Annotated in this window: 19 protein-coding genes and 1 pseudogene; 5 read left to right on the plus strand and 15 right to left on the minus strand. The window is 61.0% G+C overall.

Translation table 11 applies throughout. The features are described from left to right. Positions 1–183: 183 nt before the first annotated feature. Entirely contained in the window at positions 184–1,065 is an 882-nt protein-coding gene (locus FGL86_RS15490; protein ID WP_147185583.1) for a LysR substrate-binding domain-containing protein, read from the minus strand. Positions 1,066–1,171: 106 nt separating this feature from the next. Between FGL86_RS15490 and FGL86_RS15495 the strand changes: the two genes are divergently transcribed. From FGL86_RS15495 to FGL86_RS15505, 3 genes and pseudogenes are all read left to right on the plus strand, one after another. Then, positions 1,172–1,876, plus strand: coding sequence for an SDR family oxidoreductase (locus FGL86_RS15495; protein ID WP_147185585.1), 705 nt, complete (start codon positions 1,172–1,174; stop codon positions 1,874–1,876). Between the two features lie 80 nt (positions 1,877–1,956). Beyond that, on the plus strand, positions 1,957–2,967 hold the full coding sequence (locus FGL86_RS15500) for a DMT family transporter (RefSeq protein WP_246131663.1): 1,011 nt from the start codon (positions 1,957–1,959) through the stop codon (positions 2,965–2,967). Positions 2,968–3,155: 188 nt separating this feature from the next. Further along, a pseudogene (locus FGL86_RS15505) lies at positions 3,156–3,592 on the plus strand (transposase); the annotation flags it as partial. Positions 3,593–3,648: 56 nt separating this feature from the next. On the opposite strand, the gene FGL86_RS15510 reads toward FGL86_RS15505, so the two are convergent. Further along, positions 3,649–5,109: a sodium-dependent transporter gene (locus FGL86_RS15510; RefSeq protein ID WP_147185587.1), complete on the minus strand. Its 1,461-nt coding sequence runs from the start codon at positions 5,107–5,109 to the stop codon at positions 3,649–3,651. A gap of 312 nt (positions 5,110–5,421) precedes the next feature. Between FGL86_RS15510 and cfa the strand changes: the two genes are divergently transcribed. Together cfa and FGL86_RS15520 are read left to right on the plus strand one after the other, a co-directional pair. Further along, the gene (cfa, locus tag FGL86_RS15515) at positions 5,422–6,573 is read left to right on the plus strand and encodes a cyclopropane fatty acyl phospholipid synthase (protein WP_147185588.1); all 1,152 of its coding nucleotides are present in this window, start codon (positions 5,422–5,424) and stop codon (positions 6,571–6,573) included. 129 nt (positions 6,574–6,702) lie between these two features. Beyond that, positions 6,703–7,893 carry an amino acid aminotransferase gene (locus FGL86_RS15520; RefSeq protein ID WP_147185590.1) on the plus strand — a complete coding sequence of 397 codons (1,191 nt, stop codon included), beginning with the start codon at positions 6,703–6,705 and terminating at the stop codon, positions 7,891–7,893. An 11-nt stretch (positions 7,894–7,904) separates the two neighbouring features. Here the strand turns inward: FGL86_RS15520 and FGL86_RS15525 are convergent, their stop codons facing one another. From FGL86_RS15525 to truA, 13 genes are all read right to left on the minus strand, one after another. Then, a complete protein-coding gene (locus FGL86_RS15525; protein WP_147185592.1) occupies positions 7,905–9,257 on the minus strand; it encodes an MATE family efflux transporter in 1,353 nt (450 codons plus the stop codon). A gap of 152 nt (positions 9,258–9,409) precedes the next feature. Then, positions 9,410–9,991: a YceI family protein gene (locus FGL86_RS15530; protein ID WP_147185594.1), complete on the minus strand. Its 582-nt coding sequence runs from the start codon at positions 9,989–9,991 to the stop codon at positions 9,410–9,412. Between the two features lie 30 nt (positions 9,992–10,021). Continuing rightward, complete coding sequence (locus tag FGL86_RS15535) at positions 10,022–10,582, minus strand: cytochrome b (protein ID WP_147185597.1); 561 nt, start codon at positions 10,580–10,582, stop codon at positions 10,022–10,024. Between the two features lie 108 nt (positions 10,583–10,690). Next, positions 10,691–11,887, minus strand: coding sequence for an O-succinylhomoserine sulfhydrylase (locus FGL86_RS15540; RefSeq protein ID WP_147185598.1), 1,197 nt, complete (start codon positions 11,885–11,887; stop codon positions 10,691–10,693). Positions 11,888–11,899: 12 nt separating this feature from the next. Beyond that, positions 11,900–13,420, minus strand: coding sequence for an amidophosphoribosyltransferase (purF, locus tag FGL86_RS15545; protein ID WP_147185601.1), 1,521 nt, complete (start codon positions 13,418–13,420; stop codon positions 11,900–11,902). A gap of 52 nt (positions 13,421–13,472) precedes the next feature. Next, positions 13,473–14,024 carry a CvpA family protein gene (locus FGL86_RS15550; RefSeq protein WP_147185602.1) on the minus strand — a complete coding sequence of 184 codons (552 nt, stop codon included), beginning with the start codon at positions 14,022–14,024 and terminating at the stop codon, positions 13,473–13,475. Next, positions 14,021–14,761, minus strand: coding sequence for an SPOR domain-containing protein (locus tag FGL86_RS15555; RefSeq protein WP_147185604.1), 741 nt, complete (start codon positions 14,759–14,761; stop codon positions 14,021–14,023). The genes FGL86_RS15550 and FGL86_RS15555 overlap by 4 nt, the downstream gene beginning before the upstream one ends. Next, a complete protein-coding gene (gene folC, locus FGL86_RS15560) occupies positions 14,742–16,088 on the minus strand; it encodes a bifunctional tetrahydrofolate synthase/dihydrofolate synthase (RefSeq protein WP_147185605.1) in 1,347 nt (448 codons plus the stop codon). The genes FGL86_RS15555 and folC overlap by 20 nt, the downstream gene beginning before the upstream one ends. Positions 16,089–16,115: 27 nt before the next feature. Next, positions 16,116–17,147, minus strand: coding sequence for an acetyl-CoA carboxylase, carboxyltransferase subunit beta (gene accD / locus FGL86_RS15565; RefSeq protein ID WP_147185607.1), 1,032 nt, complete (start codon positions 17,145–17,147; stop codon positions 16,116–16,118). A gap of 75 nt (positions 17,148–17,222) precedes the next feature. Next, a complete protein-coding gene (gene trpA / locus FGL86_RS15570; RefSeq protein ID WP_147185608.1) occupies positions 17,223–18,026 on the minus strand; it encodes a tryptophan synthase subunit alpha in 804 nt (267 codons plus the stop codon). Next, the gene (gene trpB / locus FGL86_RS15575; protein ID WP_147186243.1) at positions 18,026–19,225 is read right to left on the minus strand and encodes a tryptophan synthase subunit beta; all 1,200 of its coding nucleotides are present in this window, start codon (positions 19,223–19,225) and stop codon (positions 18,026–18,028) included. The genes trpA and trpB overlap by 1 nt, the downstream gene beginning before the upstream one ends. A 62-nt stretch (positions 19,226–19,287) precedes the next feature. Then, positions 19,288–19,920: a phosphoribosylanthranilate isomerase gene (locus FGL86_RS15580; protein ID WP_147185610.1), complete on the minus strand. Its 633-nt coding sequence runs from the start codon at positions 19,918–19,920 to the stop codon at positions 19,288–19,290. Continuing rightward, the gene (gene truA, locus FGL86_RS15585; protein ID WP_425468292.1) at positions 19,920–20,843 is read right to left on the minus strand and encodes a tRNA pseudouridine(38-40) synthase TruA; all 924 of its coding nucleotides are present in this window, start codon (positions 20,841–20,843) and stop codon (positions 19,920–19,922) included. Before truA ends, FGL86_RS15580 begins: the two co-directional genes overlap by 1 nt. Positions 20,844–20,962 lie beyond the last annotated feature (119 nt).

Here is a 20,962-nt window from a genome sequence, read left to right on the forward strand (position 1 = left end):
GGAGGCATCCAGGTACGAGGCCTTGAGGAACCAGGGTGCTTGCAGGCCCAAGCCAAGGTTAAGAATCTAGGTTTCGTCCATGCCATACCTCCTGTCATCGAAGGAGTCGTATCATGACTCAGCTCAGGAAGCGAATTCCACGCCCAACGACGAAGAGCCTCAGAAAGGCGGCGCCTAGCCCCACTAATCGGCACTGAGCGAGAGCCAAGCCACGCACCAGTCCCATACCGCATCTCTCGAGTCGAGAGGCAAGAGGGGCCGCTTGCGGACCAGGAAGTAGCTGGGCTCTTTGATCATTGTCGCATCCGTGACCTGCACTAGGCGCCCGGCCTCAAGATCCCCTGCCACAAACGCCCGACATGCCAAGGCGACGCCCTGGCCGGCCAAGGCTGCATCCAGCGCTAGTGTCGTCTGGTTGAATACCGCGCCGGGCAGCGTGCCGCCGGTACGCAGAAACCACGGCCAATGATCGTGCGCGTCATGCAAGAGCGGCAGTCCCCCAAGCCGTTCGGTAGAAAGGGGTAGCGGTAACTCCTTGACCAGATGGGGGCTAGCGACCGCGACCAGCTCCTGGTGGAATAGCAGCTTGGCCTCCAGCCCGGACGGGAACGGCGGACGGGCCAGCCGCACGACGATGTCCACCTGGTCGCGCTCAAAATCGGAGAGCGCCTCGGTGGCGACCGTGCGCAATTCCACGCCGGGCAGCGCGGCGTTCAGCTCGGCCAGACGAGGAATCAACAGCTTCGCGGCGAAGGTCGGCGTGACACTGATCGTGACAGTGTCCGGTCGCTCCAGAAGTCGTCCGGTGGCGTCCCCGAGCGTATCGAAGGCGCGGGTCACGTCCGTCAGGTAGGCCGCGCCCTGTGGCGTCAGGGCGAGGCCGCGCGGCAAGCGCTGGAACAGGGCCTGACCCAGATGCTCCTCTAGCGCGCGCACCTGCTGCGCGACGGCACCTTGGGTGACGCCCAGCTCATCGGCGGCGGCCCGGAAATTCAGTCGGCGGCCCGAGACCTCGAAGGCACGCAGAGCATTGAGAGGGGGGAGCTTGCGGCGGGATGGCGTCATGATACATACCCCGTAGTTTTTCTACAGTCTGGCACGTTTATTTATCGCGCGAAACGTCGGCCATCACTTGGCACAATGCCTCCAGAACTGACCAAAGGAGGCTATCATGGCTGAAGAAAAAGTGGCACTCATCATGGGCGGCGGATCCGGCATGGGAGCCGCTGCCGCACGCAAACTGGCTCAGGAAGGCTATCGAATCGCCATCCTCTCCTCGTCGGGCAAGGGCGAGGCCCTGGCCAAGGAACTGGGTGGCGTCGGTGTCACCGGCTCGAACCAGTCACTCAAGGACGTGAAGCAGGTCGTGGATCTGACGATGGCGACATGGGGGCGGATCGACGCGCTGGTCAACTCCGCCGGCCATGGGCCGCGCGCACCGATCCTCGACATCTCTGACGAGGACTGGCACCAGGGCATGGAGGTCTATTTCCTGAGCGCCGTGCGACCGACCCGTCTGGTCGCGCCGATCATGGAAGCACAGGGCGGTGGCGCCATCGTCAATATCTCGACTACCTGGGCGTTTGAGCCGTCCAGCGTGTTCCCGACCTCGGTGGTATTCCGAGCGGGATTGGCGAGCTTTACCAAGCTCTTCGCGGATGCCTATGCGGCGAAGAATGTTCGCATGAACAATGTCCTACCCGGCTGGATCGACAGCCTTCCCGAGATCGATGAGCGGCGCGACAGCGTGCCGATGGGTCGCTATGGGACCGTCGAGGAAGTCGCAGACACCGTGGCCTTTCTGCTATCCGACGGCGCAGGCTACATCACCGGTCAGAATATCCGCGTCGATGGCGGCGTGACCCGCGCCATCTGATGACTCCTATCCTTCCGCTTCAATGAGCCGCCTTTCCCCGGGGAAGGCGCTCGTTGCGCTTTTCCTGAAGGAGAAACGCCATGTTGCGTGCCTATACTGCGCTCGCCGCGCTCGGCATTATCTGGGGCTCGAACTTCATCTTCATGAAGTGGGCCACTGATCTGATCTCGCCCACACAGACGGTATTCCTGCGTGTGCTGTTCGGTTTTCTTCCCCTGGCTCTGGTGGCATGGCGGGCCAAGGTCCTGACTCGCGATCAACTCCGTCATCTGCCGCACTTCGCGGTCATGTCGATGCTTGCGACGACGTTCTACTATTACGGATTCGTGGCCGGCACCGCCCGGCTTCCTTCGAGCATTGCTGGGCTCCTGAGCGGTTCGATTCCCATCTTCACCTTCATCAGCGCCTTCCTGTTCCTGCGTCAGGATCGCCCGACCGGTCAGATGGCGGCTGGCGTTGCCTTGGGCTTCATCGGTATCGCACTGAGCGCCCGCCCCTGGGCGGGCACCGATGGCGTGGCGTTGGTCGGGGTCTTCTGGATGCTGGCCGGGACACTGAGCCTCGGGGTGTCATTCGTCTATGCCCAACGGTTCTTGTCGCCGCTGAAGCTGCCCCCGCTGGCATTGGCGACCTGGCAGACGGGCCTCGCGCTTCTGACCCTGCTGATATTGACCGACTTTGACGGCATGGCTGCGATAGGGGCGGAGCCTCGCGCACTGTTGGGAGCGGTTCTTGGTTTGGGTATGCTAGGCACCGGCGGGGCCTTCTTCTGCTATTACTTCATCATCGAAAAACTCGGTTCCGTGCAGGCATCCGGCGCGACCTACATTGCCCCGGTGGTGGCGGTGATCATTGGCGCTGTGGTCGGCGAGGAAATCACCGGTGCCTTTATCCTTGCGTTGGCATTGATCCTGGGGGGGCGTGGTGCTGATCCAGACGGGGAAGCGCAGCACCACACCACCCCGATTCGGCGCCAGATTGAAGAACAGGTTGAGTTCCAGGTGACCGTTGCTGTTTCTGACCGTCTTGGCATCTCAATGAGGCATCCGGCTCGACGAAATTCCACTCCGCAAGTGAAGCACTGGATTTGACGCCTCATCTCATAGATGGAATCAGAACGAACCCAGGCTGAGCGAGCCGGATGCTACCGGCCTTGGTAACGCTTGGTTACCACAAAGAGAACACCGCATGACCAGCATGTCCGATAACCTCCTCCACTTGCCGGAATATCACGTCTTGGACACCAAGGTGGAAGAACATGATCTCCGCTTTCAGGTTGAAGCTCCTGGCAGCCTACAAGCGTAAGAGGAGGTTTTACCACATCTGGAACTGCACCAGCCGGCGTGATGCCGAGATAGCTCTGGCTCGCTGGATTGACGACATTCCCAAGGGCAGAAAGAGGTCTGGAAGGATCTCGTCAGTGCCGTCAGCGGCTGGCGTGAGGAGATGCTGACCTACTTTGAGACTGATATCCCCATCACCAACGCCTTCACGGAGTCGATCAACCGGCTGGCCAAGAACAAGAACCGCGATGGCCGTGGCTACTCATTCGAGGTGATGCGGGCCCAGATGCTCTACACCACCAAGCATAAGAAGAAGTCGCCGCAGACCAAGGAATCCCCGTTCCTGGGCAGGGCCACCATGACCTACAGCATGGATCTATCTGAGCCCGAGAAGAACTTCGGCGTCGATCTATCAACCTTCTGGGCGGATTAAGGGGGCGGAAGGGCTTGAGGATCCCTTCAACCATTTAATCCGGATACCCCAAATAATCAGGAACCGAATTGACGCTTGAGTCGCGGGTTGGCCAGTTCGCCAAATACGCTGATGGCGATCAGCACCCCCAGCCACCAGGTCCACTGGCTGCCCATGTCCAGATCCATCAGTCCCAGGCTGTCGATGAAGATCAGCACGATACCCAGAGGACTGACGTAGCGCACCATGTAGAGCCACAGCACGTAGCCGACGGTGGGGAGCGCCAGCTCGGACTTGAGGATTTCGTTGCGCAGCACGAATCCCGCCATCAGCGTCATGCCCAGTCCTCCGAGGGGCATCAGGAAACGGGAAGTGAGGAAATCCAGCCAGTCGAAGACATTCTTGCTCGCCAGGGTCCAGTCCGCGCCGATATTGAAGGACAGCATCGCCAGGGTGCTGATCAACCAAAGCAGGATGCCCGAACCCCAGGCCGCCTTGGCACGAGAGATGCCCTTGCTTTCGTTGAGCCAGGCGACGGTTGCCTCGATCATCGAGATCGACGAGGTCAATGCCGCCATGGAGAGCATCACGAAAAAGATGGTTTCAAAGACGGTGCCAAAGGGCATTGACTGAAAGGCCAGGGGCAGCGACATGAACAGGAGCCCAGGCCCCGCGGAAGGATCCAGGCCATTGGCGAAGATCACCGGAAAGATCGCAAGACCGGCCATCAACGCCACGACGGTATCGGAAAAAGCTACCGTCAAGGTGGTGCGTGCGATGGAGCTGTTGTCCGACAGGTAGGAGCCATAGGTAAGAATCGCCCCGGAGGCCAGGGACAGGGTAAAGAAGGCATGGCCCAGCGCCGCCAACAAGCCTTCGCTGGTCAGCTTGCCGATTTCAAAGGAGAACAGGAATGCCACACCCTCGCTGAAGCCTCCGGAGAACATGGCATAGCCGATCATGATCCCCAGCATGATCACCATGCCCGGCATCATCCAGCTGACGTTCTTCTCGATGCCTTTTTGCACGCCCAGGCCGACGATCAGCATGGTGATCACGGTAACCAGGGTGCTCCAGGCCCCCAGGGCCCAGGGATTGGCGTTGTTGGCCTCGAAGATGGCCGCCATGTCCTCGACGCTTGCCCCGGACAATCCTCCGGAGAGCGTTTTCCATAGATAGGAAAACGACCAGCCGGCGACCACCACGTAGAAGGACAGGATCATGAAGCCGCAGATCATGGCCATCCAGCCCAGCAGCGACCAGCCGGCGGAACGACCGGATTCCCGGGCCAGGCGGCGTATGGCATCGATGGGACTGCCACGGCCGCGCCGCCCGAAGGCGATCTCGATCATCATCACCGGCACGCCTACCGCAAAGATGCACAGCAGATAGACCAGCACGAAGGCGCCGCCGCCATATTCGCCGGTCATGTAGGGAAACTTCCAGATATTGCCAAGCCCCACCGCGGAGCCGGTGGCGGCCAGTATGAATCCCCAGCGGCCTAGCCACAGGTTGTTAGGTCGTTTTCTGGTATTCATCCTTCACCCTGAACGCGCCGCGCCCGACTCGTAGCCGACGCCTGCCGCCGATCACGTCATTGAAACGTTACTGAAAAAGAGCGGGGATTGTAGCCTGTTCCACGTTCGACTCGCCACAGAGGAACAATGGTTTACACCAGGACGCTCCTGACGGAACACCCCGATAAAGTCAGCTACATTTAGGTTGTACGCAAAACTTGTAGCGATGGGCTAGAATCAACTCAAAAGCTAAATAGCAGGCAAATAAACAGCCCGATCGATATCGCGCTCGCCTCACTTCATGAACCGTTCCTGAAGGATCAGAGAAAGCTCATGACTAGCCATCAACCTACTGAATTCGTTGTCTTGCCGGAGACTCGCGCCCGGCGTATCGTCGAACAGCTGCTCGACGGCTCCGGCATTGCCTTGAACGGATCGAATCCCTGGGATCTACGGGTGCATCATCCGGACTTCTTTTCCCGCGTGCTTCATCAAGGCACCCTGGGACTTGGCGAAAGCTACATGGACGGCTGGTGGGACTGCGATCGCATCGACGAAATGGCCTACAAGATGCTGCGCCACGGGTTGGGCGAACGCTCCCGCACGCCCAAGGAACGCCTTGCCTATCGACTGCAAAGCGGTTTTCTCAACCTGCAGAGCAAGGCCCGGGCCTATATCGTGGGTGAGGCTCACTACGACCTCGGCAACGATCTCTTCGCGCGCATGCTCGATCCTACCTGGTGCTATTCCTGCGGCTACTGGAAAGACGCGACAACGCTGCATGAGGCGCAGCTGGCCAAGCTCGAACTCGCCGCCCGCAAGCTCGAACTCGAGCCGGGCATGCGGGTGCTGGATATCGGCTGCGGCTGGGGCAGCTTCACGGAGCACGCGGCACGCCATCACGGGGTCGAAGTGACCGGCATCACTATCTCCAAGGAACAGGCGGAACTCGGGCGCAAGCGCTGTAAGGGCCTTCCCGTGGAAATTCTCTTGCAGGATTACCGGGATCTTAACGGGCATTTTGATCGTATCGTGTCCATCGGCATGTTCGAGCACGTGGGGCATCGCAACTACCGCACCTATTTCGATACCGTGGATCGGCTGCTGGATTCGCAGGGGCTGTTTGTCCTGCACACCATCGGCTCCAATACCTCCGACATCAGCGCCGACCCCTTCATCAACAAGTACATCTTCCCCAACGGGGTGCTGCCCTCCACCACCCATATCAACAAGGCCAGCGAAGGCCATCTGCTGATGGAGGACTGGCAGAACTTCGGGGCAGACTATGATCTGACTCTGATGGCCTGGCTCAGAAATTTCGATGCTCACTGGCCGGAAATCGCCGACAATTACAGCGAACGCACCCGACGCATGTTCCGCTACTATCTGGCGGTATGCGCCGGCGCCTTCCGCGCACGCAACCTCCAACTCTGGCAGGTGGTGTTTTCCAAGGGACGCCCGGGGCGCTATGACGCCCCGCGCTGATTCGCCTGCTTTCATTCACTACGAATTGGGCCAAGCAGTTGCGCAAGTGGAGGTTTCGCCGCCAGGATGGCATGATGAAAATGACTAGCCAAGCATTTCACTTGCCGAAACGAAGAGGTAACAAGCTCCATGTTCGAGCGAATTGAACGAGTCCCTGGCGACGCCATCCTCGGGCTGATCGAGGCCTTCAACAAGGACAACAACCCGGAGAAAGTCGATCTGGGGGTCGGGGTCTACCGGGACGCCGCAGGCAATACGCCGATCATGCGGGCGGTGAAAGAAGCCGAAGCGATTCTGTTGAAAAACGAGACCACCAAGACCTATATCGGCTCCCACGGCGACCCGCGCTACGCCAAGGTCATCCTGCCCCTGGTGCTGGGCGCCGACTCTCCGGTGCTGGAACAGCAGCGTGCCAGCGCCACCCAAGCCCCCGGCGGCACCGGCGCCCTGCGTCTGGCGGCGGACTTCATCTACACCCAGCTGCCGGGCAGTTCCATCTGGGTCAGCGATCCGACCTGGCCGAATCACTTGGGCATCTTCATGGGCGCAGGACTCGCGCTATACAAATACCCTTATGTGGACGCGGAGAACCGGCTTGACTTCGCCAGCATGCTCGAAACCCTGAAGCAGATTCCCCAGGGCGACGTGGTGGTGCTGCATGCGTGCTGTCACAACCCATCCGGCTTCGATCTATCCCAGGAGCAATGGCAGCAGGTGCTCGAAGTGGTCAAGGAGCGCGATCTGCTGCCGCTGATCGATTTCGCCTATCAGGGCTTCGGTGAAGGTCTCGACGAGGACGCCTACGGGGTTCGCCTGATGGCGGAAAAACTCGACAACGTTTTGATCACCAGTTCCTGTTCCAAGAACTTCGGGATCTATCGGGAGCGCACCGGAGCGCTGATCGTGGTCGCCAAGGATCAGGAGCAGATGGAAAACGTGCGCTCTCAGATCGCCATCGTCGCTCGAGAGAACTATTCCAATCCGCCCGCCCACGGCGGTTCCATCGTCATGGAGATCCTCGAGTCGGAAGAGCTCGCCAAGGACTGGCGGAAAGAACTGACGGAAATGCGTGATCGTATCAACGGACTGCGCCGGGAGTTTGTGGAAGCTCTCAAACCCCATGGGCTGGATGAGAAGTTCGCCTGTGTGGCGGAGCAGCGCGGCATGTTCTCCTATACCGGCCTGAGCGCTGAACAGGTGGATCGCCTCCGGGATGAGTTCAGCATTTATATGGTGCGTTCCGGACGGGCGAACGTGGCAGGCATGTCCAGCGACAAGCTGCCTTACATCGTCAAGGCCATTGCCGCGGTCTGCAAGTAAGCTCTTCTGTGTTAGCCGCCACGGCTCGGATCAGCTCGGACCGTGGCTTTTTTATTGGCCTGCGCGGCGACCTTCTTGTCGGTGACACTGCGATAAAGCTGCCAGGCCGCCAAGCCGGCCAGGGCGTTTCCTGTGCCGGCGCCAATCGCCAGACCTTCTAGTCCGCCCAGATAAGCACCTGACCACAGGCACGGCAGATAGAAAATAAACAGTCGCGCCCCGGACATCAGCATGGCCCGCAGCGGCCAACCCAGAGCGTTACCGGCGGAAACCACCAGCATGCAAAGCCCCAGCAAGGCGTAGCTGGGCAGCAGGAAGCGGATCAGCAGCGCCAGATCGTCACGGATTTCCGGGTTGCCGGACAATCCGCCAGCCACCCAGGGCGCGAGGAGCGCCATCAGCACTCCCAGCACCAGTTGCCAGACCACCACCACCTTGGCCGCAAGCCGCATCAGGCGGCCTATCTGCGCCCAATCTCCGCTCCCATAGCAGCGTCCCAGCCAAGGCGGTAGCGACATGGTCATCGCCAGCACCACCACCAGAGAAAGGGTTTCCAGCCGCGTCACAAGCCCCCAGGCCGCCACCTCCGCCTGACCCAGACCAGCTACCACGCTGATGGCCAGCATGGCCGCCAGCGGCGGCATCAATTGGCTGATCATCGCCGGGCCAGCGATACCCAATACCGCTTTCGCCGACTGCCTGGCTTCCTGTTTCAATCCCTGCCAGGTCAGCCAGTGCTTGCCTCTGAGGGTGAAGACAACGATCGTCAGGCCACAGGCGAAAGCAATCACGCTCGCCCAGGCGGCGCCGGGCAGGCCTAGCCCTTGCCATTCGCCCCAGCCGAAAATCAGCAGGGGATCAAGCAGCAGATTGATCAGGCTGGTCACCACCATCAGCTTGCCCGGCAGCCGCGTATTGCCATGGGCACGAAACAGGCTGTAGCCGAAATACAACAGCGCGCCCAGCCAGGCGGCAACCAGCTGCGGCGCCCAGTAGTCCCGGATCAAAGCGAGAGTATCGGCGTCCGCGCCCAGCAGGCGAAAGATGGGCGCCTGCAGCCACCACAGCAGTATGACCAGCGAGCCAATCGTCACGCTGCCGATCAGCAGTACCAGGCTGCCCAGGCGACCCGCCCGCTCCTGCTCCCTCGCTCCCAGGGCTCGAGAGATCAAGGCGGCAATGGCGATGCCCAGCCCGACCTGCACGCCGATGATCAGAAACGACAGCGGAAAAGTGAAGGACTGCGCCGCCAGTGGCTCGGTGCCCAGGCGCGCGACAAAGGCACTATCCACCAGTTGAAAGCTTAATAGCGCCAGCGCGCCGATGGCCATGGGCCAAGTCTGACGCCAGAGCTGGCGGCCCATGCTTAGTGAGGAATCATGCGATGCAGTAGATAACGCCGACACGCGCACTCCCGTTGCTGGATTGAAAAGGATTCAGTGCGCAAAAAAGTGCGCTGCAAGGAAAACGCCCTGACGGGCAGGGCGCTGGGGGATGGCACTCGTGGATTTACGACTTATTGGCGAATCCCTTCGAAGGTGACATACAGCTCCAACTCATGCATCACTTCCGGGAAGTCGCTCATATCGATGCCGTAATCTTCCAGCACCAGCGTGCTAGAGCCTTCGAATCCCTCGCGATAACCGCCCCAAGGGTCTTCTCCGCCACCGACGTGGGTAACATCCATGGTGATTTCCCGGGTTTCCCCGTGCAGGGTCAAGTCGCCGGTCAACTCGCCCTCACCTTCTCCGGTCGAGGTGAAGCCGGTAGAGGTGAAAGTGGCGGTAGGATATTGACCGGCGTCGAGGAAATCGTCGCCAAGGATATGCTTGTCCCGCTCCGCGTGATTGGTATTCAGACTATCGATATCGACCTTGATATCGACACTGGACGCCTCGAGGTTCTCCGGGTCATAGCTGAAGTTGCCGTCAAAATCCTCGAAAGCTCCCAGAATATAGGAAAACCCCAGGTGGCTGATCTTGAACTGGACGAAGGCATGCTGCCCTTCGATATCGATCACATAATCCGCTGCCTGAGCCTGCAAGGAGATGGGCAGAGCAAGACCCGCCAGGGCCATCATGGGTATACGTTTGAGCATCGTCATTCTCTTGGTGGGTCAATAAAAAATTCAGGGCTTGCGCGCCTTACCGGGGATCAGCATTCGTGTCAGCGTATCATGGCGATCAACGAAATGATGCTTCAAGGCCGCCAGCGTATGCAGACCCGCCAGCACCATCAACGCCAGGGCGCCGTACCAATGAACGAGTCCCGCCAAGGTTTCCTGATTCTTCAACCCATGAATGAGGGCAGGCACTTCGAACCAGCCGAACACACTAATGCCTCGTCCTCCCGCGGTGGGAATCAGATAGCCACTGATCAGCACGACCAGCATCAAGAGATACAAGGTCAGATGGGCCGTATGAGCCGCGACACTTTCCCAGCGGGGACCGCTCAATACCGGCGTCGACTGAGGCACCCGCCACAGAACGCGAACCAGGATAAGACCGAACAGCAGCATGCCCAGGGAACGATGCCACCAAGGTGCCAGGTTGTACCAGCTATCGTAGTAGGTCAGGTCCGTCATCCACCAGCCCAGCACAAACAGCCCGACGATAGCTACGGCGCTCAGCCAGTGAATCAAAATACTGATCCAGCCCCAGCCGCTGCGCGTATCTCGCCAACTAGACATCGCTCACCTCGACCACGCCACTGTAATAAAATGGTACTGCAATAAATCAACATCACATTTTTAAACATCGCTCACCCAAGCATAACCCTTTTGGCCAGGCTCGACAGCTCAGGCCAGCGCATTCAAGCCAGTCGCAAGGTCGTTCTTGATGTCCTCGAGGTCTTCCAGGCCTACGGAGAGGCGAATCAGGTCTTCGCTGATCCCCGCGACGGCCTTCTGCTCATCGGTCATCTTGCCGTGAGTCGTGGTCGCCGGATGGGTGATGGTGGTCTTGACGTCCCCCAGGTTACCGGTGATGGAAAGCATGCGGGTCGCGTCGATCACCGACCAGGCACCTTCGCGGCCCCCGACGATCTCCACCCCCAGCACCGCGCCGAAGCCGTCCTGCTGGCGACGGGCCAGCTCATGCTGCGGATGACTTTCCAGGCCGCTGTAATGTACCTTCCGCACCGCCGGCTGGTCTTCGAGCCATAATGCCAGGGCCAACGCCTGTTCGCAGTGCGCCTTCATGCGCAGCCTCAGGGTTTCCAGCCCCTTGGTGAAGATCCAGGCATTGAAGGGACTCATGCAGGGCCCGCAGGTGCGTACCGCGCCGAACACCTCTTCAAGTTCCTTGTTTCGCCCCACGACTGCCCCACCGATGGCGCGACCCTGGCCGTCGAGATACTTGGTGGCGGAATGAATCACCAGATCCGCCCCCAGCGCCAGAGGCCGCTGCAACGCCGGGGTGAGGAAACAGTTGTCGATGGCAAGCCAGGCATCGTGACGATGGGCGATATCCGCCAGCGCCGGGATATCGACGATCTCGGACAGCGGATTGGAGGGCGTCTCCGCGAACAGCAGTCGAGTCTGCGGGGTGATCGCCGCTTCCCAGGCCTCTAAGTTGGCCAGTTCCACATAGCGGATGGTGATGCCGAAGCGTGCCAGGTACTTGTCGAACAGACTGATGGTGGAGCCGAACAGGGAGCGGGAAGCGAGAATCTCGTCTCCCGTCTTCAAGAGTGCCAAGGCCATGGCCAGAATGGCGGCCATGCCGGAACTGGTGGCGACACAGCGCTCGCCCCCTTCCAACGCCGCCAGACGCTGCTCGAAGGTACGCACGCTGGGATTGGTGAAGCGGGAATAGATATTGCCCGGCTCCTCGCCAGAAAACTTGCGTTCCGCCTCCGCGGCGCTGCCATAGACGAAGCTCGAGGTAGGGAAAATCGGCTCACCGTGCTCCTGCTCCCCGGTACGCTCGTGGCCGGTGCGAATTGCCCGGGTATCGATTCCCCACTGGTCCTGGCCCGTCGAATTATCGCTCATTGCATTATTCCTTCAGTCCTGGTCGTCGTCGTCCTGATTATGCACGCCGACCAAGGCATGGTCGCCGACATGCTGCGTTCTGGACGCTTCGTTACGGGAAGCTTCGAGCTGCGTCAGATAGGCGCCGTCGATGTCGCCGGTGACATAGTGGCCGTCGAAAACGGAGCAGTCGAAGGCCTCGATGGCGGGATTGATCTTCCGGCAGGCCTCCTTCATGTCCTCGATATCCTGATAGAAGATACGGTCCGCGCCGATCAGTTCGCCGACTTCCGCCTCACTGCGCCCGTGGGCGATCAGCTCGTTGGCCGTGGGCATGTCGATACCGTAGACGTTGGGATAGCGCACCGGCGGCGCCGCGGAGGCGAAATAGACCTTGTTGGCCCCGGCGTCCCGAGCCATCTGGATGATCTGCTTGCAGGTAGTGCCGCGCACGATGGAATCGTCCACCAGCAGCACGTTCTTGCCGGCGAATTCGCTGCCGATGGCGTTGAGCTTCTGGCGCACGGATTTCCTGCGCTGGGTCTGCCCCGGCATGATGAAGGTGCGACCGATATAACGATTCTTGATGAAGCCCTCCCGATAGGTGACCCCCAGATGCTGGGCAAGCTCCAGTGCCGAGGTACGCGAGGTATCCGGAATCGGAATCACCACGTCGATATCGTGATCCGGCCACTGGGCCTGCAGCCGATCCCCCAGCTTGCGTCCCATTTCCAGGCGGGTGCCATAGACGTAAGCGCCGTCGAGAATCGAATCCGGCCGCGCCAGGTAGACGTACTCGAAGATGCAGGGCGTCAAGCGCGGACGATCCACGCAGCTTCGGGTGTGAATGTTGCCCTGCATGTCGACGAAGATGGCTTCCCCCGGCGCCAGGTCGCGGCACAGCTCGAAGCCGCCCACGTCCAGGGCCACGGATTCCGAGGCGATCATCACGTCCTGGTGCGCGGCTCCTTCGCGAGTGCCAAACACTACCGGGCGAATGCCGTGAGGATCGCGAAAGGCCAGCATGCCGAAGCCGTTGATCATCGCCACCGCCGCGTAACCGCCGCGACACCGACGGTGAACCCGGCGCACCGCGTCGAAGATATCGTCCGGCTCGAGGTCGTGGCCCTGCTTGCCCAGCTCGTGGGCGAACACATTGAGCAGCACCTCGGAATCCGAGCTGGTATTGATATGGCGCAGGTCCGAGGAGAACAGCTCTTGCTTGAGCTGATCGGAGTTGGTCAGGTTGCCGTTGTGCGCCAGACTGATGCCGTAGGGTGAATTGACATAGAACGGCTGGGATTCCGCTTCACTGGAAGAGCCGGCGGTGGGGTAGCGAATATGACCGATCCCCAGGTTGCCCTTGAGCCGTGCCATGTGCCGGGTGTGAAAGACATCTCGTACCAGGCCATTACTCTTGCGCAGCAGAAAGTGTCCCTCGTGCCAGGTCATCATGCCGGCGGCGTCCTGCCCCCGGTGCTGAAGCACGGTCAAGGCGTCGTAAAGCGCCTGATTGACCGCCTGATTGGCCATGAGGCCGACGATACCGCACATGGGGGCTTACCTCTCTTGCATACTAATTCTTAGAAAATGCTGCCGGAAGGTGTCAAAAGCCAAGCTGTTGGACAGAGTCCTCGCTCGGGGCAAGTTTCTTCAATGGCGCCAAGCGGCCCGGACTATCCTTGTCCCACTCCTGCCAGCGATCCAATGCCCAGTCCTGAAGTTGCAGCAGTTGCGGACGCAGTTGAGCCTGCTGCCAGGCCTGCAGCTGTTCAAGCGGGGTCAGACCGATCAGGAAGGTTGCCAGCACCAGGATCGCCCCTCCCTTGAGTCCGCCGAAAGCCGCGCCCGCCAAGCGATTGAACAGCCCCATGCCGACCCATTCCACCGCCGCGTGCAGCATGCGAATCGCCAGACCGCATAGCATGATGACCGCAAAGATGACCAGCACGAAGGCCAGGATCAGGCGAACGTCCGGATTCTCGATCAAGCCGTCCAGGGCATTCGCCACCGGCATGGCGAAAGCTCGCGCCGCCAGGATGGCCAGCACCCAGGCGGCCAGCCCGAGCCCTTCTCGCACCAGGCCGCGCATGAAGCCGGCCACCACGGTGAAGGTCAAAATGCCCAGAAAAGCGATATCCAGCCAAGTCAGAGTCATCGATCCGTGCGCACCAGCAGCCCTTGGATATTGGCCTTGGACTTGAGTTCGCTGCGCGCTTTTTCACCGGCCTCGGAACTCGGATAAGGACCCACGTAGACCGTGGTCAGGTTATTGTCCCGCTGGCGGCGATAGGCGTCGAATCCCTGTTCCTTGAGTTTGGCCTCCAGTCGCTCGGCGTTGTCCGCCTGGCCGAAACTGCCCGCCTGCACGGACCAGCTTCCCTGAGCATTCGCGGCGGAGGGCTCGGGCTTGGCCTGAGACGTCGGCTGAGGTTCCGGGGACGTCTGTTTCTGTTCAGCAAGCTCGGCGATAGGATCGCTTTGCGGAGCAGACGTTTCGGGCGTTCTCGTCGAGGGTACTTTATCTTTATTCGCTGCGGGCTCTTGGTCGCTGCTCGCTGAAGACTCTTTGTCGCTGCTCGCTGAGGGCTCTTTATTCTCGCTCACCGACGTCGTCTCGCGAACCGCCAGCTCCTTTTCCTTGCGAGCGGAATTTTTGTCCGACTGTTCTGCATGAGGCATGGGATCGGCAATGCTCCCTACGCTGACCGGCGGGGGACTGGGAGTCTCGACCTTGTGGCGTTCGACCTCGATGGGCTTTTCCACGCTCATCTGCGGCTTGGGCTGTTCGTCTTCCCGGGGAGCGGGTTCATCAAGCAGCATCGGCAAGAAGATGACCGCCAGGGCGAGCACAATGACGACACCGCTGACCCGCTCACGCATTCCGTATTTCATTTTCCTCTCCGCGACATATTGGCTCCTCGGATTCCGCGGCTTGCCAGCCTGCCAGCACCTCGGCCACGGTGTAAAAGGAGCCGCATACCAGCACTTCGTCGGTGCCGCTCAAATGCTGCGCCAGCCAGTCGGCGCCGACCCGCGGCGACTCCGCCAGCCGTAGTATACGTTGGTCTCGGGCCTCGAGTAATACCGCCAAACTCTCTGCCGGACGACCGCGCTCCCCCTCCAGAGAAACCGGCAGCCAGGCATCGATGACCGGCGTAAGCGCCGCGATGACCCCTGCTGCGTCCTTGTCCTCCAGCATGCCCAGCAGGCAGATTCGCCGACCTCGACAAGGGCGCGCTGCCAGCCGAGTGGCGAGATACTGCGCCGCGTGGGGGTTATGGCCCACGTCAAGACACCAGTTGTCTCGCCACTGCATACGTCCGGCAAGCCTTGCTTGACTCAGCCCTTGCCGGCAGGCATCCGGAGTGAGCTCAAGGCCGATCAAGGCCAACGCCTGTAAGGCGCTGGCCGCATTATTCAGAGGCAATCCCGGATCCGGCAAGTTATCCAGGGACAACGCCTCGCCCTGCGCACTCGTGCCCTGCCAATTCCAGGAGGAAGACGCCGCGATTAGATGATCCTTGGCGGCAGACGACGAGGATACTTTGAACTCTCGACCCAGGGTGTAGTGCGGCGCACCGAGTCGAGTGGCGGTTTGCGCCACGCTCGCCGGCAGTGCCGGGCTGCCTAGCACTACCGGATGCCCGGCGCGCATGATGCCTGCCTTTTCCCAACCGATCACTTCCAGATCGCTTCCCAGGAAATCCGCATGATCCTGGGCGACGGTGGTCACGACGGCCAGATCCGCATCGATGACATTGACCGCATCCAGACGACCGCCCAGCCCGACTTCGAGAATCGCCAGATCCGGCGGACGAGCGGCGATGGCATGAAGTGCCGCCAGAGTGCCCATCTCGAAATAAGTCAAACAGATAGCGGTCGGCGTCAGGCGCGCCGTCTCGACCGCGGCGAAACCCTTGATCAGAGTGGCGTCCGTCGCCTCGACGCCATCGAAACACAGGCGCTCGTTGTAGCGCAGCAGATGCGGTGACGTATAGGTGGCGGTGGTCAGGCCGTGGCTTCTTGCCAGGGAATCCAGCATGGCCACGGTGGAGCCCTTGCCGTTGGTACCGGCAACGCTGATGACGTGCTTGGCCAAGAGACGCGCCTCCAGGCCAAGGCGCTTGCCAACCTCGGCGACGCGCTCAAGACCCAGTTCGATACCCAAAGGATGCTGACGGGTCAGGTGCCCGAGCCATTCATCAAGAGTTTGCGGCATCGCTGAACTTGGAGCGCTCACGAGAGTTCAGCGCCCACGACGCGGTTGATCTTCCTCGAGAGGATGCTCCGTCGCGGTATCGATGAACTCCTCATGTCTCGGCGGCTCTTGCTGGAGTTCTGCGTCAAGCGGCTCAGTCTCCCACATCGGCTCACCGTCTTCCGCGCTCTCACCTGAAGTGATAACTTCCGGTGCCCCCACCGGCGGCAGATGAGTAAGCTTACGCAGCACCGCCCCCAGGCGCTGACGCATGGCATGGCGATGCACGATCATATCCACGGTGCCATGCTCGAGCAGGAATTCGCTGCGCTGGAACCCTTCCGGCAGCTTCTCGCGCACGGTCTGTTCGATGACTCGCGGCCCGGCGAAGCCGATCAGCGCCCGCGGCTCCGCGACGTTGAGATCGCCGAGCATCGCCAAAGAAGCGGAAACGCCGCCATATACCGGGTCCGTCAGCACGGAGATATAGGGCACCCCCGCCTGCTTGAGTCGTTCCAGGGCAGCGGAGGTCTTGGCCATCTGCATCAACGAGAAAAGCGCTTCCTGCATGCGCGCTCCGCCGGAGGCGGAAAAGCAGATCAGCGGAATGCGCTCCTGCAGGGCCAGCGCCGCCGCACGCACGAATTTCTCTCCTACCACCGCCCCCATGGAACCGCCCATGAAAGTGAACTCGAAAGCCACCGCCACGATCGGCATGCCTTCCAGTCGACCGCGCATGGCGATCAGGGCGTCATTTTCGTTGGTGGCTTTCTGAGCGGCCAGCAGGCGATCGCGATACTTCTTGGAATCGCGAAACCTGAGGCGATCCTGGGGTTCCAGATCCGCGGCGATCTCATCTCGATCCCCTTCGTCGAGAAACCAGGCGAGCCGCTTGCGTGCGGTGAGGCGCAGGTGATGATCGCACTTGGGGCAAACGCTTTGATGCTTTTCGAGCTCGGGTAGATAGAGCACGCCCTCGCACTTGGGACATTTGCGCCACAGGCCGTCCGGCACGCTGCTGCGGCGATCCTTGCGCTGGATGCGTCCCATGGAGGGTACAATCTTGTCAAGCCAGCTCATATCGAAAGAATTCCATGCTGCGCGCCCGGAAGCTCCTCCGGGCTATCGTTGAAACAAGGCAAGCGGCGGTCTTGCTCAGGCATCCATCGCCTGGCGCATCTCGCCAAGCACCGCCTTGAGCCTGGGCGGAATGGAGGCAGGATCGTCGCCCCCCGCGGCGATGTGATTGACCAGGGCGCTGCCGACAATGACTCCATCCGCCACCTGGGCCACCGCCGCTGCGGTTTCACCGTCGCGAATTCCGAAACCCACGCACAGGGGCAACGCCGTCATCTCACGCAGGGGCGCCAGATGACGTTCGATAGAGGCGACGTCCAGCGTCGCCGCACCGGTCACGCCCTTGAGAGAGACATAATAGATATAGCCCTGCGCCTGGGCGACTATTGTAGCGGCTCGGCTCTCGGAAGTGGTAGGGGCCACCAGGAAGATCGTGGCAAGCCCCCGTTCCTTGAAGATCGGTCCGAGCTGGTCCGCCTCCTCCGGCGGCATGTCCACCATCAGCACGCCATCGACGCCAGCCTCCCGGGCCAGATCGGCGAAGCGCTCATAGCCCAGCCGCTCGATGGGATTGAGATAGCCCATCAATACCACCGGCGTTTCCTGATCGCTCTGGCGAAATTCGCTCACCATCTCGAACAGGTGGCTCAATCGAGTGCCCTGCTTCAGCGCCCGCTCACAGGCCTTCTGGATGACCGGCCCGTCCGCCATGGGATCGGAGAACGGCATGCCCAGCTCGATGATATCCGCTCCCGCTTTTACCAGAGCCTGCATGAATCCCACGGTATGACGAGGCGTCGGATCACCGGCGGTGATGTAAGGAATCAGTGCCTTGCGGCCCTGCCGTTTGAGCGCGGCAAAGCGTTGGTCGATACGATTCATCAAGAGATCCCCTGGATAGTGATGCCGTCGATCTTGGCAACGGTCAGGATATCCTTGTCGCCGCGTCCGGACAGGTTGATGATGATATGCTGATCCGGCCGCATTTGAGGCGCCAGCACCTTAGCGTAGGCGAGAGCATGAGCGGATTCCAGCGCCGGCATGATACCTTCCATGTGAGTCAGCTCCCGGAAGGCCTCGAGCACTTCCGGGTCGTTGGCGGTCACGTAGTTCACCCGTCCTACATCTTTCCATAGCGCGTGTTCCGGCCCCACCCCAGGGTAGTCCAGCCCGGCGGAGATCGAGTGTGTCTCGGTGATCTGCCCGCCTTCATCGCTCATCAGATAGGTACGGTTGCCGTGAAGCACGCCACGGGGCGCGTTGGCGGATAACGGCGCCGCGTGGCGACCGGTCTCCACGCCGTCGCCACCGGCCTCGACGCCGTACATGGCCACTTCATCGTCTTCTACAAAGGGATAGAACAGCCCCATGGCGTTGGAGCCGCCGCCCACGCAGGCCACCAGGGCGTCCGGCAAGCGGCCGATCTGGGCAAGACTCTGCTCGCGTGCCTCGCGTCCTACCACCGCATTGAAATCCCGCACCAGCATGGGATAGGGATGCGGCCCGGCCACGGTGCCGATGATATAGAAGGTGTTGTCGACGTTGGTGACCCAGTCTCGCAGCGCTTCATTCATGGCGTCCTTCAAGGTACGCGAGCCGGACTCCACCGGCACCACGGTAGCTCCCAGCAACTGCATGCGATAGACGTTGAGCTTCTGGCGTTCGATATCCGCGGCGCCCATGTAGACGTGACATTCAAGCCCCAGCCGCGCCGCCACGGTAGCGGTGGCCACCCCGTGCTGGCCCGCGCCGGTTTCCGCGATCACTCGGGGTTTGCCGCTCTTCTTGGCCAGCAGCGCCTGGCCGATGGTGTTGTTGACCTTGTGAGCGCCGGTATGATTGAGATCCTCGCGCTTGAGCCAGATCTGCGCTCCGCCCAGTTTCTTGGACCAGCGTTCCGCGTGGTACAGCGGCGACGGGCGGCCCACGTAATGGGCCAGATCACGATCGAACTCCGCCTGAAAATCCGGATCATCACGCAGGCTTGCGTAGGTCTTTTCCAGATCCTCCAGGGCGAAGCTCAGCGTTTCCGAGACGAACCGGCCGCCGTAGGGGCCAAAATGGCCGCGGGCATCCGGCATACGGGTCAAGTCGCTGAACTTGGTCACGAAATTACCTCTTGGGGTCGCGGGTTCTTGATACTTCAGCAAGTGTCCGCCAGGGTTACCTGGCGGACGAAATCGTCGATCTTGTCGATATCCTTGATGCCGGGTTCCTTCTCGATGCCGCCGGAAACATCCACGGCAAAAGGCCTTACCTGGCGTATCGCTCGTGCCACATTGATGGCACTCAATCCACCAGCGAGAATAACAGGTTTTGCAAGCGTTGCGGGGATTCGCCCCCAGTCGAAGGCCTCGCCGGTGCCGCCGGGAACCCCGGGCTTGTAGGCATCCAGCAGCAGTGCCCGAGCCGTCGAGTAGGCATCCGCGGCGGCGTGCAGATCGAGCCCGTCGCGCATGCGCAAGGCCTTGATGTAGGGACGCTCAAAAGACGCGCAGAAGGACGCCGACTCGTCGCCATGAAACTGCAGCAGATCCAGGTGTCGACTGACGAGACGAATCAAGTCCGGCTCCTGATCGACGAACAGGCCGACCCGGGTCACGAGAGCCGGCACTCGAGCGCAGAGCGTCGCCAGACTCGACGCCTCGACGGCTCGCTTGCTCCCCGGCCACAGCACGAATCCCAGGGCATCGGCGCCAGCCTCAACCGCCGCGTCCACATCCTGTTCTCGCGTCATGCCGCACAGTTTGACTCGGGTACGTTTAAAAGAGGCCATTACGCTAAAGGCTCCCGGCTCAGGGCCAACTTCCCTGTCAACGCCTCGCCTTGTGATTGATCGCACCTGGGCAGGTCGCACCCAGGCTGGCCGCGACGATACGCAAAGCGCGGATTGTCCGGCAGCTCGCGTTCACCGGTCCACTCCCCAAGAAACGCCAGCAGGTTGGGCCCCAAGGGCTCCCGAGGCAGATCAAAGCGCGAATCGTAGACGCAGTCGACGAAATGCAGGCCGCATCCCGGCGCCGTGGCGCTGGCGAGCTTACGATCCTTGAGCGCCAGCAGCTCGGCGAGATAACCGACGCCTTGTTCACCTCGACCCACTGCCACCAGGGCACCGACGATATTGCGAATCATGTGATGAAGGAAGGCGTTGGCCTGCACGTCCACGACGACCAGCGGGCCGTGACGATGCACCTCGATGAAATGCAGGTGGCGCCAGGGGGTCTTGGACTGGCAGCCGGCAGCGCGAAAGCTCGAGAAATCCTGCTCACCGATCAGCGCCTGAGCAGCCGCGTGCATGGCCTTGTCATCCAGGGGCTCGCGACACCAGGTCGCGTTGGCCCGCTCCAGCACCGGGCGACCGGGCTGATTGAGGATCACGTAGCGATAGCGTCGGGCCAGGGCCTTGAACCGCGCATGAAAATCGTCGGGGACTTCCCTGATCCAGCGCACTGCGATATCTCGTGGAAGGTTGGTATTGGCGCCGAACACCCAAGCCTTTTCCGAACGCTTGACCGGCGGGTCCAGATGGACGATCTGGCGGGTGGCATGCACGCCGCTATCCGTGCGCCCACTGCAATGTACCTTGACGGTATCACCGGACACCTGGGAAAGCGCGGTTTCCAAGGCCGCCTGTACCGAAGGTGCGTGCTTCAGACGCTGCCAGCCGCAGTAGCCACTCCCATCATATTCCACCCCCATCGCTAAACGGCCGACAAGAGGAGTTCTTTCATTCAGGCGCACAAAAAATGACATCGCGTCTCGGCAGTCCGGCTAATCGATCAAAGGGTTGAGCATTATCCCGCCGCTGGGCCTAGAAC

This window comes from Pistricoccus aurantiacus (assembly GCF_007954585.1).
GTDB classification, from domain to species: Bacteria; Pseudomonadota; Gammaproteobacteria; order Pseudomonadales; family Halomonadaceae; genus Pistricoccus; species Pistricoccus aurantiacus.

Bases quoted from the DNA above. Each gene is read 5' to 3' on its own strand.
- FGL86_RS15525 (WP_147185592.1), bottom strand. From the start codon at position 9,257: ATGGGCCGCCAGCTCTGGCGTCAGACTTGGCCCATGGCCATCGGCGCG.
- purF (WP_147185601.1), bottom strand. From the start codon at position 13,420: ATGTGCGGTATCGTCGGCCTCATGGCCAATCAGGCGGTCAATCAGGCG.
- FGL86_RS15555 (WP_147185604.1), bottom strand. From the start codon at position 14,761: ATGAAATACGGAATGCGTGAGCGGGTCAGCGGTGTCGTCATTGTGCTC.
- trpB (WP_147186243.1), bottom strand. From the start codon at position 19,225: ATGCCGGATGCCCGCGGCCATTTTGGCCCCTACGGCGGCCGGTTCGTC.
- cfa (WP_147185588.1), top strand. From the start codon at position 5,422: ATGACTAGCCATCAACCTACTGAATTCGTTGTCTTGCCGGAGACTCGC.
- FGL86_RS15520 (WP_147185590.1), top strand. From the start codon at position 6,703: ATGTTCGAGCGAATTGAACGAGTCCCTGGCGACGCCATCCTCGGGCTG.
- FGL86_RS15490 (WP_147185583.1), bottom strand. From the start codon at position 1,065: ATGACGCCATCCCGCCGCAAGCTCCCCCCTCTCAATGCTCTGCGTGCC.
- FGL86_RS15540 (WP_147185598.1), bottom strand. From the start codon at position 11,887: ATGAGCGATAATTCGACGGGCCAGGACCAGTGGGGAATCGATACCCGG.
- FGL86_RS15550 (WP_147185602.1), bottom strand. From the start codon at position 14,024: ATGACTCTGACTTGGCTGGATATCGCTTTTCTGGGCATTTTGACCTTC.
- truA (WP_425468292.1), bottom strand. From the start codon at position 20,843: ATGGGGGTGGAATATGATGGGAGTGGCTACTGCGGCTGGCAGCGTCTG.
- trpA (WP_147185608.1), bottom strand. From the start codon at position 18,026: ATGAATCGTATCGACCAACGCTTTGCCGCGCTCAAACGGCAGGGCCGC.
- FGL86_RS15510 (WP_147185587.1), bottom strand. From the start codon at position 5,109: ATGAATACCAGAAAACGACCTAACAACCTGTGGCTAGGCCGCTGGGGA.
- FGL86_RS15580 (WP_147185610.1), bottom strand. From the start codon at position 19,920: ATGGCCTCTTTTAAACGTACCCGAGTCAAACTGTGCGGCATGACGCGA.
- FGL86_RS15495 (WP_147185585.1), top strand. From the start codon at position 1,172: ATGGCTGAAGAAAAAGTGGCACTCATCATGGGCGGCGGATCCGGCATG.
- FGL86_RS15500 (WP_246131663.1), top strand. From the start codon at position 1,957: ATGTTGCGTGCCTATACTGCGCTCGCCGCGCTCGGCATTATCTGGGGC.
- FGL86_RS15530 (WP_147185594.1), bottom strand. From the start codon at position 9,991: ATGCTCAAACGTATACCCATGATGGCCCTGGCGGGTCTTGCTCTGCCC.
- accD (WP_147185607.1), bottom strand. From the start codon at position 17,147: ATGAGCTGGCTTGACAAGATTGTACCCTCCATGGGACGCATCCAGCGC.
- FGL86_RS15535 (WP_147185597.1), bottom strand. From the start codon at position 10,582: ATGTCTAGTTGGCGAGATACGCGCAGCGGCTGGGGCTGGATCAGTATT.
- folC (WP_147185605.1), bottom strand. From the start codon at position 16,088: ATGCCGCAAACTCTTGATGAATGGCTCGGGCACCTGACCCGTCAGCAT.